Source organism: Pontimicrobium sp. IMCC45349, from assembly GCF_047219225.1.
GTDB lineage: Bacteria > Bacteroidota > Bacteroidia > Flavobacteriales > Flavobacteriaceae > IMCC45349.
Genome location: NZ_CP178208.1, coordinates 395,865 through 410,892, shown reverse-complemented (window position 1 = coordinate 410,892; position 15,028 = coordinate 395,865). Strand labels below are relative to the sequence as shown.

Genomic DNA, 15,028 nt, shown 5'->3' with positions numbered 1-15,028 from the left:
ATACTTTAATTTCTTTTTGATTTATATGGTTTTTTAACAGCTACTTTTCCCATTAAAATGCATGAATCAATTGTCATGTTTACTTGTAAATCAACCTTAGTTGCAGATTTACTGTTGTTAATAATTATTTTTTTTGATTCGTAACCTACATAACTAAAAACCAATACATCACCTTTTTTTAGTTTTTCTGGAAACACAAAATTACCATCAAAATCGGTCGTAGTTCCTATAGTTGTACCTTCTAAAAGTATTGTTGCTGAAGGTAAAGGAATACCATTTTCATCTTTTAAGTTTCCTTTTACTGTAATGTCTTTTTTTGTTTGTAATACATTTACTTTTTTAGTTTTTTTTGTGTCCAAATTTCTTTTTACTTCTTGAGCTTGGGATGTGTTAAGTGAGAAAAGAGATAAACAAGCCAACCCAATTCCTGTTAGTAAACTAGCTTTTTTCTTTACGTGTTTATTGTTGCTAAATGACTTTAACTGTGATTTTTTAAACCTACCACATGTGTTTTGAGTGTTTCTGTTTTTAAAATAACTAATGATTTCTTCGGTGTTCATTGTTGTAAAATCAATGACTTCTTGTTGGCAAGAACCGCAAAATCCACCATCTTTTGTAGGAGTGAAGTTGTTAAAGTTTTCTTGACAAGGTGTTTTAATGTTTAAATTAATAGGATGCTTCATAATATTAAGTTTTAATGATTATACATCAAACTTATATTTACTTATAGTAACCTAAAATAGACTTTTAGTAAACACTGCTTTTTAATGAGTGAAGGCTGTTTTTTAATGAGTTTAATTTATAAAACCAACTTGAAGTAAGTTGGTTTTTTTGAAAATTCGTTTAACGGTCTTGTGTATGAGCAGTAGCAGGTTTTACGCAATTGCTTTTGGATAACAATATACTTTAATAAAATGAAAAAACGGTTCAAGTTTACACTTAAACTGCTATTGCTTATACACGTTGTTGGCAACAGTTTTTTTCTTATATAAATTGATGAATGGCTTTATCAGCATTACTTTGAAAAATCTGATTATCAAAATTTCTCCAAATACTACTTTGATTTATTACTTGTCCAGTTAAGACATTCTCTTTACTCCCATAGAACACACCGCTTTTAAATTTTGGATTATTAATCCCTTCTACAAAGCGCTTTGCACCTTTTTCAACAGAATGAGACATTCCTATTAAAGGCATTATTAATTTCATTCCTATATGCTTTAAAAATATTCTTTTAATGAAAGGCAAATCGTCCATACCATTAGTTCCTCTTGTTCCGCCTGGACTCATGCTAATAAACTTAATATTTGGATGTTTTCTTGCCATACTACTCATCCAAAGTGTACCGCCATATTTAATCCAACCATAAATTTGATAAGCATCAAAGTTTCCGTTAAACTTGCTTCCGTTAAAAATTGAAACAAATTCTTCTACTGAGTTTTCTTTTAAATCTGGGCGTTTCATTCCAACTTTTTGAACGCCTCTAGCTGCTTCAGAACTGGCAAATAATGCTACGTTGTTCAACTTATTTTGCTCAATTAGCTCATCTACAAGTACAACATGGCCTAAAAGATTGCTTGCTGTTAATTCTGTAACACCTTCTTTAGTCAATTTTTCTGGTGTTTTGCCACCTGTTCCACCAGCATTCATTATTAAAGCATCAATTGATTTAGGTAATTGTGATACTGCCTTTGTTACTGTTTCTGGTTTTGATACATCTAGGATGATGATTTTAAATATATCTCTTCCCGTAGCTTCAATAAGTTCTTTTTTTGCAAGTTCTGCTTTTTCAAGATTTCTACATGCCAAATAGATTACTTCGGTTTCGTTTATTAGCGCTAACTGTCTTGCCGTTTCTTTACCAATTCCTGCATTGGCTCCTGTTATTAATATTGATTTGTTCATTTTACTTTAGTTTAAAAAGATTGTTTTTTACTGTTCGATATAAAGAGGATAAGCCCAAGCATACCTAAAATGATTTCTAATCCAGTTGCTTTCACCATTCCGTCTGATGGCATTCCGTCAAGAAAAATGCTCAATAACCTTCCTAACCCTAATGATAGAAATAATAGAAAGGTAGAAATCGCTGCTGATTTTCTAAATGGACTTTTAAAACTTCCTAAAAAAGAAAGTAAAGCCGTTGCCAATAATAACATTCCAAAAGACCGAACATCATTTAATGCGCTTGCATTTTCTGCTATTTCTATACCTTCATTCGCTTTGATGTTTATAGGATTAAATATGGTTAAAGAACCAATAGCTGTTAAAATTAATCCTGAAATAAATAAGTAAATTTTTAAAATTTTTGAAGTGTTCATAACCTTGTATTTAAATGATGATACAAAGGTGATGAAGATTGCTGCAGTATAAAATGCAGTTTAGCTCAAAGACTGCTCAATTTAGTTCAAACGATAATCTGATGGTGATTTTCCGAAGTAAATAGAAAAATTTCTATTAAAAGTGGATACCGAATCGAAGCCTACATCGTATGCGATTTCAGACACTCGATTAGTTTTTGATTTTAGTAGTTCTGCGGCACGCTCTATCTTTTTTTGAGTGAGGTATTTTTTAGGACTTTGGTTAAAAACTTCTTTGAATTTTCTTTTAAATGAAGATTCGCTCAAGTGTGTTAGCGATGCCAATTCTTTGATAGAGAGGTTGGCATACATATTCTGCTTAATTACTTTTTTAAATTCAGTTTCATTTGGTTTAAATAAAGCTGCCAGAAAATCTAATTGCGATGGCGCATTTTGTGATTTTATCAATAGTTGAATAAACTCCTTTAACTTGGTTTTTATAATATTATCATCAACCAATTCAGGATTTTCCAACAGGATGTTGATGCTTTGCCTAAAATTATCAAGCATTAAATCTACTTGCACTTGCTTTACATTATAATTACTCTTGTTATTAGAAGTAGAAACATCTAAATCGAACAAATCTTTCACCAATGAAGGATAAAGAAAAACACCTATAGATTCAACACCTTCATGTCGAGTTTCTTTGTTTTTACTTGGTTCGAAAAAATAGTTTAGACATTTAGCAATCATTGCTGTGTCGTGATTCAAATTGAGGTAACTATCTGGTGTTCTCACACCTACCTCTCCCTTATTAACAAACATAAAACAAGCTTCGTTTTCAGCATAACTTTTTAATGTCCTATTAAAAAAGGGGAATGATAGTTTTATAAAAACTACTCGGTCTTTATATGTTATAATTTTTTCTTCGAAGTTCATTCAAATTGTTGCCAATGTATTTATATAAACACGTTTTAATGGTTTATATAAATTGTTAAACGAAGTTAGCCTTTTAAAGTAAGAAAATCAATACGTATTTTAATCATTAAAAATACTTATTGTAGGTAGTACTTTGCCATTAAAATCAAACAACGCTAAATTTTCCCAGGCTGAGCCTTCACTAGATTGACTACCATTGTAAGCAACCCATTCTGGAGCCCAATAACAAAAGCCTAAAGCTTCAGTATTTAGGCATATTTGATTAATATCGTTCATGAAATTTAATTGACCTTGAGGAGTTGCAGGATAATTTGGAATTAGCTGCTCTTGAGAACCTATAATGTTATTTGTCCAATCATTCCAATCTAGTGTAAAAGGATAGGCAGTTTCAGCAATAATCACATCTTTATTGTGGTTGGTTTTAAGATTTGTTATGTTGGTTTCTAAATTTGTTAAACTTGTTCCATGCCAAAAAGGATAGTAGGAGAGTGCTATTATATCGTAATCCAAATCTGTTAGATTACCAAAAAACCAATTGGCATCACTATGTCCTGCAAAGTGTATTATTGTTTTTGCAGTAGGAGCATAGTCATTTACTGCTTGCAATCCTTGGTTTAATAACTCTTTAAATTGCGTTGGATTATTGGTAAGGTTGCCTTCAGGAAATAAAACTCCAGCATTAACTTCGTTTCCAATTTGCATATAATCTGGATTTATTTGCGTAACGATTTTTTTGGTATAATTATAGACGCTGTCTTTAAGAGCTTGAAAACTTATATTTTGCCATTGCTCAGGTTTTTCTTGATGTCCTGGATCTGCCCAAGTATCAGAGTAATGAACAGTTAGCCATACCTTCATGCCTTTATTTTTGACACGTTGAGCTAAGGTTTTTACTTCGTCAAAAGAAGAATGTGTAGTTTCTGGATTTTTCCATAAGCGCAATCGTACTGTATTTATACCATTGTTTTTAAAAATGGAGAGTGCATCTTGTGGTTGATTGTTAGAGTTTATGTAAGTATAACCACTTGCTTCTATTTGAGGTAGAAATGATATGTCTACGCCTTTTAAAAACTCATTTTGTTCAGGTGGATTTTGTGTTTTAGACTCATTGCTATCTGAGCATGAAAAACTGAAAATAATAAGCGTTATTAATACTAAATATTTATTCATTAGGTTGTTGTTCTACAAATAGTTTAAAAGCTTGCATCCATTTTTCACTTTGTTTTTTAAACATACCAGGAAATAATTTAGCCATAAGTTTAGGTATAAAACTATTAAATTTAGTGTATTTTACCTCGGAAGTGTAAAGGGTTTTATTATCGCTTAAAGCTTTAAAACGTGAGGTTTGTGTATTAGTCATATGTACATGCTCATATAGTGCTGTTTTTTCTTCTGGTAAATTATTAACCATAACTGTTTCTAACAATTCTATTGTTTGTTTGCCTTGTATAATGAGTATTTCTGCTTTAGCTCCAATAGTATTTGGTGTGCCACTTATGTGCTTTATATGTTGAAAACCATGTTGCCAATGCTTAAAGTTGTTTTCGTCTTCCCAAAGAGCTACAACCTTTGTTAATGGTGCATTAATTTCTATGTTACATATGTACTTCATATTTATTGAGGTGCTTGGTGGTCAAAACTATATATTCTGCTTATTTTCCATTCATCATTTTGAAGAATCCACATAGTAGTATATTTGGCAGTACTTGTTAAATACTCAGGCTTGTCGTTAGGCTCTTTAGCATAAAAGCTGTGTTCAGCTCTTAATATAGCAGCATATAACTCTCCGTTTTTATACATTGGAAAAACTTCTGTACTACCTTCTTTTAGTTCACGTCTTGCTTTATAACTTAAGTTGGCAAGACCTTTCATGCCATTTATAAAGTCTTTTTGTGTATAAGTTGCACCTCCTTGGTCATGATAAAATTCTACATCTTTGGTAGTAATTTCTTCAAGGATGCTTGTATCTAATTGATTGTATGATAACTCAAACATAATACTGTCTTTAGTTTTTAAAGTATAGTATAAATCACTTTGTTTGTCGTCGTGGTTAGTTATGTTTTTGCGACCATGAATTTGTTCATGTGAAATCTCAACGTCGTTATTAGATGCATGCTCTTTACAGTTAGTAATGAGTAAGCAAATTAAAATGTAAAAAAAGGTTGGTTTAAAAGTCATTTTTGATAATTTGATTGATGATGATAATTTGTAATAAAATTAAGGTTTTTTTATAAATAGTTCTTCAAAAAAATAGCTTTACATTTGTAACTATATTTATAAATGACTCCAAGAAATAGATTGTCATTTTTTAAACAATTTATATGTCATTTAAATCATTAGGCTTATCTGATGCTTTATTAAAAGCAATTAGTAAAAAAGGATATACAACGCCTAGTCCTATTCAGCAAAAAGCAATTCCTCCAATTTTAGAAGGTGTAGATGTATTAGCTTCAGCACAAACAGGAACAGGGAAAACGGCTGGTTTTACGTTGCCAATGTTGCAGCGTTTATCTCAAGAACCACAATTGCGTAACAGACCAATTAGAGCTTTAGTATTAACTCCTACAAGGGAGTTAGCAGCTCAAGTTTTTGCAAATGTTAAAGAGTATAGTGAGTTTTTAGATTTACGTTCGGCAGTTATATTTGGTGGTGTAAACCAAAAACCACAAGTAGCTAAGCTGCGTCAAGGTGTAGATGTTTTAGTTGCCACTCCAGGACGTTTAATAGATTTAGAAGATCAAAATTTATTATCACTTTCTAAGGTAGAAGTATTTGTGTTAGATGAAGCAGATAGAATGTTGGATATGGGCTTTTTAAGAGATATTGAGCGTATTATTAAGCTAATGCCTAAGAAGCGACAAAACCTAATGTTTTCTGCAACCTTTTCTAAAGACATTAAAAAATTAGCGCATGGTATTTTATACCATCCAGCTCAAGTTGAAGCAACACCTGAAAATTCAACAGTTGAGAGTATAAATCAAAAAGTATTTCGTGTTGCTAAGAGCTTAAAAACTGGATTGATAATTAAATTAATTACCGAAGGGAATTGGCAACAGGTTTTAGTATTTACGAGAACCAAGCATGGGGCAAATAAGCTTTGTAAAAAAATGATAGCAACAGGTATTACTGCTGCAGCAATACATGGAAATAAGAGTCAAGGTGCTAGAACAAAGGCTTTAGCTGGATTTAAAAGCGGAAAAATTCGTGTGCTTGTTGCTACAGATATTGCAGCTCGTGGTTTAGATATTACATTATTACCTTATGTAGTAAATTTTGAATTGCCTAATGTGTCTGAAGATTATGTGCATAGAATTGGACGTACAGGAAGAGCAGGAGCTAGTGGTGTAGCCTTATCCTTAGTGTGTGGAGAAGAGCGTGGTTATTTGCGTGATATAGAAAAGCTTGTAGGACTTAAAATTCCAGTTGAAATTATGGAAGGTTTTGAGCCAGATCCAAATGCTCCAAGTTCACCACCTAAGAAAAAACAAAACCAACGTAATTCTAGAAATAAAAATTCTAAACGTTCTAAGCCTAAATCTAACCAAGGCAATCAAAATGGTTCTAGAAGACAAAATCGACAGCATAAAAGCAGTTCAAATGCCAATAGAAATAGAAGACGATAAAAATGAATCAAAGCATTAAGGATAAAATTGTAGCAGTTTGCGAAGCCAAGATTAAAGCTAAAGGCGAAAATGTAGGTGTATCGTTTTATGCTTTTTTTGCAAATAAAAATGATAATCCTGAGTTATTAATGGAAGTTGCTACTTGGTGGATTCAAACATATCAATTGAATCATTTTGAAAAAGCAGTAAAAATTAAGGACTTAATTTTAAAAGTATAATATAAATGAGCTCACAACCCAATAACCCTTTGCATGGTGTAAATCTTGAGCAAATCATTAATGAGTTAGTGGCTCATTATGGTTGGGAGTATATGAGTTATAATATTAAGATACGTTGTTTTACGCACGATCCTTCGGTAAAGTCGAGCTTGAAGTTTTTAAGACGTACACCTTGGGCAAGAACTAAAGTAGAAAACATGTATTTAAACATGTTAAAACAGAAAAACAGATAAAAAAGACGCTTACTAATTTAGTAAGCGTCTTTTTTATTTTGAGTTTATCTTTGATTTATTGTTTTACAAACTTTACAATATGGTTGTTTATGTTTACCATGTAAATACCACTTGATAAACTTGATACATCTAGTTTTGCATTAGTTGATTGTACAAAATCACTCATTAAAAGTTGTCCAGTAATACTATAAACTTCAATATTTGAATCTACAGTTAATCCTTTTATGTTTAAGATGTTAGATGTAGGGTTTGGATAAACAGCAATGTTGTTTAAGTCTACATCTCCAATACTTAAAGTTGATGATATTTCGATAGCATAATCTTCAGTTTGTCCATAATTTGGATTGTAACAAGCATCACTAATAGTGAAATTTACAAAATCACTAATAACACGCATTCTTAAAAGTGTATCTGTAGTAATACCACTTGAAGGAATGTTTATAGTGCCTGAGTGTGTCGTATTATTGGTAGATGTAAATACTGTTTCGTTGGCATCTAAAAAGTCGCCATCATTATTATAGTCAATATATACAACAACATTTTCAGGATTAGCGCCACCAGTTTCAATAGTAATGGTATGACTACTTCCTTCTTCAACCGAAATAGTTTGATGTCTTGTATGGTCTATATAATCGCCTTCATCTTCTGTACCATCAGATACTGCATCAATGTTATTTAGGTTTACTCTATAAATACCAAGTCCAAAACCATTTACTGTATTTGAAGTTGTTGGTGTACATGTTGTTGCTATAACCGAACTTGCAGCAGGAGCAGTACCACCTAATGAAGTTGTTAGTGCTGGACGACTAGCAATAATTGCTGAACGCATTCTTGTAGATTGGCCAGCTGTAAACTCTAAAGCACAAGACTGATTAGAGTAATTCATAAAATTATTGGTTTCATCAACAATACTAGATCCAGTACATGTATTTGTACCATTAGGACAATTACTTGATGCACGTTGGTGAGGGTCTGTGTCACTTACACAATCTCCAGTACTACAATCGGTATCTGCAGGACATTGAGCAGTGTAGCCAGCTCCAGGGTCGGCATCGTCACCTTGAAATGTATGATATAGGTTAAAACCATGACCTAATTCATGCACTAAAGTTCTCCCTTGATTATTAAAAGAATTTACAGTGCCTGTAGTACCAAAACATGTATTCATAATAACTGTACCATCATATTCTGGACTAGCTCCAGGGAAGTAAGCATAACCTTGAGTGCCATAAAGACCATCATTGTCATTAATTTCGGTAACTACCCAAATATTATAATAATCTACATTAGACCATCTACTTAAATTTTTCACATCAATTTGGTTAGCTCCAACACTTGATCCAACTGTTGTACCAATACCTTTTGTAGCATAATCAGTAATTCCAGAACCATCTACACGTACAACACCAGTTGTAGCATTACCACTTGGGTCACGTTGTGCTAATACAAACTCTATCTCTGTATCTATACTAGAGCCATGTAAGTTTCTGTACCTATTATTCATTCTATCAATAGCAGAATTAATTTGCGTCATAGAAATGTTAGCTCCAACACCTTCAGCTTCTCCATTATGTATTACATGAACAACCACAGGAATTTGGTATACTGTACCATTAGTACTTCTAGATGCATCTTGGGTTAGGCTTTTAAGTTTAAGCTCAGTTTTAGCAATTCTAGTAGCATAAATAGGGTCATTTTCCATGAGTTCTTTATGCAAGATATTGGCTGCACACTCTTCAATGTTTTCTGATTGTGCTTGCAGTATATTCACATTATAAATACTACAAAGGGTAAGTAAGAGTATTAATTTTCTCATATAGTAGGTTGTTTAAAATAGATTAATATTTAGTGTTTTTTGATTTCTTCAATTATGAAGAATTAAGGCAAGTTACATATTTTATGTGTTAAAATACATAAAAATGCTTTTAAATGTATTTTAGAGAAAGTGTATTCTTACATTTTTAGGTTTATTGCTAGAGTATAAAAGTTTTGTTTGTAAATGTTTGAATATAAGATAAGTAAGTAGGTGGTTAGATCTGTTATTGAAGCAGTTTTTAGTCAGTACATTTTTTGTTATAATATTCTACTACAGCATTGATTCCATATCTTTTAAAAAACTTGCTGTTTATTTTTTCTAACAAATCTGGGCAATCACTAAAATATCTTTTAGCAATTTTTTTAAACCTTTTAGAATATGTATTACCAATTCTTAAGTTTGTAACCACATCACTACCACTTTTAGAAATATAGTAAGTGGTTTTAGAATAGCTTGAAAAGCCATAACCTCCTGACATATTTGGTCCATACGTTACACCACTAGCATAATCTTGATATAGAATTACTTTTCCTGTTTTAAGAATTTCAATTAGTTTAATACTTCCAACTCCTCCAGAATCTTCAACAACTTTATATTCATACTCTTGTTGTGATGTATCTGAATAAATGACCAATTTTTTAACTGTTTTATAGTTGTAAATTTCTTTTTCAGCGTCTTCTGTTTTTTTGAATAAAATTGTCTCGTCAACTTTAATTCTACCAAGTCCTTTTAAAACTGTTCCATCTTTTAATTCAATCGATAATTTGTTTTGTGAATATATGTTAGAAAATAAAAGAAGTAAAAATGTAAGAAGTAATGTTTTTTTCATTTGGGAAATTTTGGTTTGTATTGAAGTTAAATATAGTGTATGGTATTATTAATTAGAAAATGATATGCCAAATCTTTTCAGATAGTCTTCTATTGGTTCAAGTCCCATCTCTTGTCTTCTTTTGTTTACAGTTTCTGGCGACTCTAAGTTATACAATTTACCGTTTTTGATTTGACTTCCATATAATTGAGGTTTGCCTTCTTCCATTAGCATTCTATCTTTCATTAGGGCATATTGTTCTTTATTCAAATCACCATTTTTTACAGCTTTTTCAATAAGAGGGAAATATTTTATTCTATACATATTATTAGTGTTATGCTGTAATCCTAACCAAATTGCATCCATTTGTTCCTGTGTTACATCATTTAAAGTAGGCATTCCGCATTTTTCAATTATACTTATAACTAATTCTTGATTTCTGTGGTCTTCTTTTGCGTACTTAATTAGATTATTCTCTCGTCTAATTTTTTGATCACTTATATAAACTTCACTAAGTATTTCACTTTTTTTATTACAGTCAACTTCTATATAGTCTACAGAACCAACGTAAGCAAATTTATCTCTGTTTAAAAATAAGAATGTAGAAACTATTAATAATAGAACTATAAAAATGGTTAGAAATACTTTAGTTTTTTTCATTTGTCTCTTTTTTACTATATATAGTGATCATCTTCAATTTTATTAGAGGAACGCAATTAATATGCCTTATGTGTTAAAGAGACAAAGAGTCGGAAAAGTAAGGTTAATGTAGGTCAGATTGTCATTACAGTTAGCAATTTTGTTGCATGTTTCAGCAACTAAGCAAATACAAACCGAATATAAAATCCGTGAGGATTTTCAGAAGTAGGCGTGGACAAGTAATTACTTATAGCCATTGTTGGCTGTAGTTGTTTTTTATTACTCAATTATTTCTTCAAGTTTGTGTTCAATCACCATTCCGTCTTCGGTTTTAGTTGTCGAATAAAGTTCGCCTAAGCTTTCGCAAGTACAACCTGTCCAAGTTCCATTTAATTTTTCCGTTCGCCCATTAAATTCAGCCGTCAATGTTTTTTGTGATTCCATTATTGCACAGTTATATTCTATTCCGTTGAAAACTTTTTTCACGTATTCTTTATGAGTTGTATGTCCCTGAAATTTTCTTGAAACTACTTTACCATTAAAAGGGATTTCATACTCAAATGAGCTTCCAAAAGTTCCGAATTCACAATATCTATTTCCAACAATAGAATCCTTGGTTGGTATCAATTCGGGATAAGCATCTACTTTTGTGAAAGATTCTATAACTTTCGGAATTCCATTAGTCAGAATGAATATAGTCGAGTCAGTTACTATTCCTTGAGAGTTTTTCGTAACACTATAAAGTAAAGAATCTTTATCAACTTTTAATGAATATCTTTTTTTAAACAATTCGGGTTTAGGCTCTCTATTCGATTTTAAAGAGTAGAGAAAAGTTTTTCCATTAGTAAAATTGCTAATCGGATAAATGTAGTTCACAAGTTTTGTGTTATTACAGTCTTTACTTTTCAGTTCAACTTTCTTTTCAGAGTTCTGACAGCTTAAAAGTCCAATTAGTATTATGAAGTATAGAGTTTGTTTCATTTCAATTACAGCCAACGTGTTTGTATATGGAAAGTTGCGGGTTTGCGTGCGAGGATTTTCCGAAGGAAAATCAGACGTAGCAAACGTGCAACGACCTTTTGTTTAGCCTAAAATAAGCAATTTTTTATATACGTTGTTAGCTACAGTTTTTTATTTTTTCAGTGGCTACTTTCAATTTCTCCGAATTAAATCCTTTTGTTAATTCAGTCAGAATCAGTTTTTCTTTTATTCCACTTTCTAATCCATTTAATGATTTGTCATCATCGATAATCAGAAAATCAGATGCTTTAAATTCCGCTATAAATTTCAGAACTTCTTCTTTTCGGTTTTTACAATCCGTGTATTCAGGCAAAAATCCGACGATTTCTTTTTTTATTCCACGATTTTTAAAAATCAGATTGAATTCAGTCAGAGTTTTAACAGTACGCCGAGTTGAACTCAACCAAATATCAAATTCCGCAAAAGTGAGAAGTCGGTTTAGATTTTCAACACAAGATTTATTAAATTCAGAATATCCATCCGAGTCAATTCGGTCAGCTTTCCACGATGGATTTGTTATTAAAACTCCATCTAAATCTAATATCAAAAGTTTGTCGTTTCTCAAATTGTAGCTAACATATGGATATACTCCCTAGGGAGTATATTTTTATTATATAGACCTACAAATTTAGCGAAAATTCCTATAAAACATATACTTAATTATACGTATTAAAAAAGCCTCATCAACTTGATGAGGCTTTTAGTTTTATGCTAACTGTTGCTTAAATTTTCCTTTGCTTTTTCTAATCCTAACAGCAACTACTTTATATTCTGGACACATCGCTTCACTATCATGAACATCTCCAGTAATATTATTAATCATAATTTCTGGGAAGTGGAACGTTGTACTTAAGATACCTTGTTTTACTTCATCAGTAATACGTGCTTTTACATCTACCTTTCCACGAGGAGATTCTAGACACACATAGTCACCTTCATTAATTAAATGTGCTTTAGCGTCTTCTGGATGAATCATTAAGTAATCATCTTTAAGAATTTGCTCATTAGCTGTACGACGTGTCATAGCACCACAGTTATAGTGCTCTAACTCACGATTGGTTGTTAATATATATGGATAATCTTTAGCATGCTCTACAAGCTCCTCTGTTTCTCTCCATGGATTAAATTCGAAATACCCTTTTCCACGTTTAAATTCTGTAGTATGTAGAATTTGTGTGTCTGTTCCATCTGGAGCAACAGGCCATTGAAGTCCGTTTATTCCTAATCGATCCCATTTAATACCTGCAAAGAAAGGCACAATTTGAGAGATTTCTTCAAGCATTCCATCTGGTGTATAATCTGGTTGATTATAGCCCATTCGGTTCATAATATCTACTATAATTTGTCCATCTGGTTTACAACCTTCTATAGGTTCTACCACTTGATGAACTGCTTGTACACGACGCTCTCCATTAGTAAATGTTCCTGACTTTTCTAAGAATGATGCTCCAGGAAGAATCACATCGGCTTGTTTAGCGGTTTCAGTCATAAATAACTCCTGAACAATGACTAAATCAGTCGAATTAAGTGCTTTTATTACCTTCTGAGTATTTGGATCGGTTTGTACTACATCTTCACCAATAATCCAGATGGCTTTTAGCTTACCATCTAAGGCAGCATCAAACATTTCAGGGATTTTATATCCAATATGTGATGGTACATCTACACCATAAAACTCATTATATTTTTTATTGACTTCGTCTTTCGTGATGTCTAAATAACCAGCACCTTGGTGTGGTTGCACGCCCATATCTGCAGCACCTTGTACATTATTTTGACCACGTAATGGGTTGACACCAACACCACGACGACCAATATTTCCTGTTAACAATGCTAAATCTGCAATTTGCATTACTGTAAATGTTCCTTGCGAATGCTCAGTTACACCAAGTCCATGGAAAGACATAGCATTAGGTGCAGATGCATAAGCAATGGCAGCAGCTTTTACGTCGTTTCTATCAACTCCAGAAACCGATTCCATCTTGTCGATATCAAGGTTTAGAATTTCTTTTTTATACTCTTCAAAACCTTCTGTTCTACTATCAATAAATGCTTCATCGGCTAAACCTTCGGTAATGATATAATACATCATCATATTCAATACAGCAACATTAGTTCCAGGACGTAATGCCAAGTGATGTGTTGCGTATTTTGCCAATTCGGTACGACGTGGATCAATAACGATAGATACATTATCAGACTTCATAGCAAACTGCTTCAACTTTGCTCCAGTTACAGGATGCGCATCCGTTGGATTAGCTCCAATAACCATAATACAGTTGGTATCTTTTAGATCATCAATGGAGTTGGTTGCTGCTCCTGTACCAAAAGTACGTTGCATACCTAAAGCAGTAGGCGAGTGACACACACGTGCACAACCATCAATATTATTTGTGCTTAATACAGCTCTAAAGAATTTCTGCATTAAGTAATTTTCTTCATTGGTACAACGCGACGAAGAAATTCCAGCCATAGAATCTGGACCAAATTCTTCCTTGTAACCATTTAACTTAGTAGCTAAATAATCATAAACCTCATCCCAAGTTACTTTTTCAAACTCACCATTACGCTTAATCATTGGCGCATCTAAACGTTCTGGGTGATTGTAGAACTTAAAGGCATAACGTCCTTTTAAGCAGGTATGCCCTTCATTAACTTCTGCATCATAAGGCGCTTGAATGCTCAAAATTTCGCCATTGCTTGTTGCCACTTCTAGATTACACCCCACACCACAATAGGTACAGATTGTACGTGTTGTTTCGGTTGATTTAATCATTTTTGATTGGAATACATCTGAAATGGCAGATGTTGGACAGGCTTGCGAACAAGCACCACAACTTACACAGTCAGAATCCATAAACGAAGTATCTAACCCTTTGATAATTTTAGAATCGAAACCACGACCAGACATACTTAATACAAACTGACCTTGTACTTCATCACATGCTCGCACACAACGATAACAGTTGATACACTTCGATAAATCTGACGTCATATAAGGATGCGTCAAATCTTTTTCTCTGTCTAAATGATTATCTCCTTCTGGATAGCGTACTTCTCTAATCCCTACTTGCGCAGCAACGGTTTGTAATTCACAGTTACCATTAACCTCACAGGTTAAACAATCTAGTGGATGATCGGTAAGTACTAACTCCACAATATTTTTACGAAGTGCTTTTACACTTTCGGTACTGGTATAAATATGCTGTCCAGCAGCCACTGGTGTATGACATGATGCCATTGTTTTGGTAGGTCCATCTTCTTGTAAAGCAACCTCAACACTACAAACACGACAGGATCCAAAGGGATCTAAATTTGGTGCATCACATAGCGTAGGTACTAATCCTTTTTCTTTATAACGTCTGATGAAGGATAACATAGTTTCCCCTTCAACTATTTCAAATTCCTGATGGTCTATATAAGCAGTTTTCATAG

General features: G+C 32.6%; 16 protein-coding genes. 3 read left to right on the top strand and 13 right to left on the bottom strand.

Going from position 1 to position 15,028, the window contains the following annotated elements:
* Window positions 1-5 precede the first annotated feature (5 nt).
* From ACLII3_RS01945 to ACLII3_RS01915, 7 genes are all read right to left on the bottom strand, one after another.
* The gene (locus ACLII3_RS01945; RefSeq protein ID WP_412986038.1) at window positions 6-683 is read right to left on the bottom strand and encodes a carboxypeptidase-like regulatory domain-containing protein; all 678 of its coding nucleotides are present in this window, start codon (window positions 681-683) and stop codon (window positions 6-8) included.
* Between the two features lie 301 nt (window positions 684-984).
* Complete coding sequence (locus ACLII3_RS01940; protein WP_412986037.1) at window positions 985-1,905, bottom strand: SDR family NAD(P)-dependent oxidoreductase; 921 nt, start codon at window positions 1,903-1,905, stop codon at window positions 985-987.
* Between the two features lie 11 nt (window positions 1,906-1,916).
* On the bottom strand, window positions 1,917-2,318 hold the full coding sequence (locus tag ACLII3_RS01935; protein WP_412986036.1) for a DUF4345 domain-containing protein: 402 nt from the start codon (window positions 2,316-2,318) through the stop codon (window positions 1,917-1,919).
* 81 nt (window positions 2,319-2,399) lie between these two features.
* Window positions 2,400-3,122, bottom strand: coding sequence for a helix-turn-helix domain-containing protein (locus ACLII3_RS01930; protein ID WP_412986035.1), 723 nt, complete (start codon window positions 3,120-3,122; stop codon window positions 2,400-2,402).
* Between the two features lie 213 nt (window positions 3,123-3,335).
* A complete protein-coding gene (locus ACLII3_RS01925; protein WP_412986034.1) occupies window positions 3,336-4,406 on the bottom strand; it encodes an arabinogalactan endo-beta-1,4-galactanase in 1,071 nt (356 codons plus the stop codon).
* Complete coding sequence (locus ACLII3_RS01920; RefSeq protein ID WP_412986032.1) at window positions 4,399-4,848, bottom strand: SRPBCC family protein; 450 nt, start codon at window positions 4,846-4,848, stop codon at window positions 4,399-4,401. The genes ACLII3_RS01925 and ACLII3_RS01920 overlap by 8 nt, the downstream gene beginning before the upstream one ends.
* A 2-nt stretch (window positions 4,849-4,850) precedes the next feature.
* A complete protein-coding gene (locus ACLII3_RS01915; protein WP_412986030.1) occupies window positions 4,851-5,414 on the bottom strand; it encodes a nuclear transport factor 2 family protein in 564 nt (187 codons plus the stop codon).
* A 143-nt stretch (window positions 5,415-5,557) separates the two neighbouring features.
* On the opposite strand from ACLII3_RS01915, the gene ACLII3_RS01910 reads away from it, so the two are divergent.
* From ACLII3_RS01910 to ACLII3_RS01900, 3 genes are read left to right on the top strand one after another with little or no spacing between them, the layout of a single operon-like run.
* Window positions 5,558-6,859, top strand: coding sequence for a DEAD/DEAH box helicase (locus ACLII3_RS01910; RefSeq protein ID WP_412986029.1), 1,302 nt, complete (start codon window positions 5,558-5,560; stop codon window positions 6,857-6,859).
* Between the two features lie 2 nt (window positions 6,860-6,861).
* Window positions 6,862-7,077, top strand: a complete 216-nt coding sequence (locus tag ACLII3_RS01905; RefSeq protein WP_412986028.1) for a DUF6500 family protein — start codon at window positions 6,862-6,864, stop codon at window positions 7,075-7,077.
* 5 nt (window positions 7,078-7,082) lie between these two features.
* Entirely contained in the window at window positions 7,083-7,310 is a 228-nt protein-coding gene (locus tag ACLII3_RS01900; RefSeq protein ID WP_412986026.1) for a VF530 family DNA-binding protein, read from the top strand.
* Window positions 7,311-7,365: 55 nt separating this feature from the next.
* Here ACLII3_RS01900 and ACLII3_RS01895 read toward each other — a convergent pair whose 3' ends face one another.
* The 6 genes from ACLII3_RS01895 to fdhF all read right to left on the bottom strand — a co-directional run bounded on the left by ACLII3_RS01895 (window position 7,366) and on the right by fdhF (window position 15,026).
* Window positions 7,366-9,126, bottom strand: a complete 1,761-nt coding sequence (locus ACLII3_RS01895; RefSeq protein WP_412986024.1) for a M43 family zinc metalloprotease — start codon at window positions 9,124-9,126, stop codon at window positions 7,366-7,368.
* 238 nt (window positions 9,127-9,364) lie between these two features.
* On the bottom strand, window positions 9,365-9,955 hold the full coding sequence (locus tag ACLII3_RS01890; protein WP_412986023.1) for a hypothetical protein: 591 nt from the start codon (window positions 9,953-9,955) through the stop codon (window positions 9,365-9,367).
* A 48-nt stretch (window positions 9,956-10,003) separates the two neighbouring features.
* Window positions 10,004-10,594: a DUF6624 domain-containing protein gene (locus ACLII3_RS01885; RefSeq protein ID WP_412986022.1), complete on the bottom strand. Its 591-nt coding sequence runs from the start codon at window positions 10,592-10,594 to the stop codon at window positions 10,004-10,006.
* 258 nt (window positions 10,595-10,852) lie between these two features.
* Complete coding sequence (locus ACLII3_RS01880) at window positions 10,853-11,569, bottom strand: hypothetical protein (protein WP_412986021.1); 717 nt, start codon at window positions 11,567-11,569, stop codon at window positions 10,853-10,855.
* Between the two features lie 121 nt (window positions 11,570-11,690).
* Window positions 11,691-12,140: an HAD domain-containing protein gene (locus ACLII3_RS01875; RefSeq protein ID WP_412986020.1), complete on the bottom strand. Its 450-nt coding sequence runs from the start codon at window positions 12,138-12,140 to the stop codon at window positions 11,691-11,693.
* Between the two features lie 159 nt (window positions 12,141-12,299).
* Entirely contained in the window at window positions 12,300-15,026 is a 2,727-nt protein-coding gene (fdhF, locus tag ACLII3_RS01870) for a formate dehydrogenase subunit alpha (protein WP_412986019.1), read from the bottom strand.
* Between the last annotated feature and the right edge of the window lie 2 nt (window positions 15,027-15,028).

Coding starts and splice junctions, on each gene's coding strand:
- ACLII3_RS01900 (WP_412986026.1), top strand. CDS start 7,083: ATGAGCTCACAACCCAATAACCCTTTGCATGGTGTAAATCTTGAGCAA.
- ACLII3_RS01885 (WP_412986022.1), bottom strand. CDS start 10,594: ATGAAAAAAACTAAAGTATTTCTAACCATTTTTATAGTTCTATTATTA.
- ACLII3_RS01910 (WP_412986029.1), top strand. CDS start 5,558: ATGTCATTTAAATCATTAGGCTTATCTGATGCTTTATTAAAAGCAATT.
- ACLII3_RS01945 (WP_412986038.1), bottom strand. CDS start 683: ATGAAGCATCCTATTAATTTAAACATTAAAACACCTTGTCAAGAAAAC.
- ACLII3_RS01895 (WP_412986024.1), bottom strand. CDS start 9,126: ATGAGAAAATTAATACTCTTACTTACCCTTTGTAGTATTTATAATGTG.
- ACLII3_RS01920 (WP_412986032.1), bottom strand. CDS start 4,848: ATGAAGTACATATGTAACATAGAAATTAATGCACCATTAACAAAGGTT.
- ACLII3_RS01935 (WP_412986036.1), bottom strand. CDS start 2,318: ATGAACACTTCAAAAATTTTAAAAATTTACTTATTTATTTCAGGATTA.
- ACLII3_RS01930 (WP_412986035.1), bottom strand. CDS start 3,122: ATGTTTGTTAATAAGGGAGAGGTAGGTGTGAGAACACCAGATAGTTAC.
- ACLII3_RS01915 (WP_412986030.1), bottom strand. CDS start 5,414: ATGACTTTTAAACCAACCTTTTTTTACATTTTAATTTGCTTACTCATT.
- fdhF (WP_412986019.1), bottom strand. CDS start 15,026: ATGAAAACTGCTTATATAGACCATCAGGAATTTGAAATAGTTGAAGGG.
- ACLII3_RS01940 (WP_412986037.1), bottom strand. CDS start 1,905: ATGAACAAATCAATATTAATAACAGGAGCCAATGCAGGAATTGGTAAA.
- ACLII3_RS01890 (WP_412986023.1), bottom strand. CDS start 9,955: ATGAAAAAAACATTACTTCTTACATTTTTACTTCTTTTATTTTCTAAC.
- ACLII3_RS01905 (WP_412986028.1), top strand. CDS start 6,862: ATGAATCAAAGCATTAAGGATAAAATTGTAGCAGTTTGCGAAGCCAAG.
- ACLII3_RS01925 (WP_412986034.1), bottom strand. CDS start 4,406: ATGAATAAATATTTAGTATTAATAACGCTTATTATTTTCAGTTTTTCA.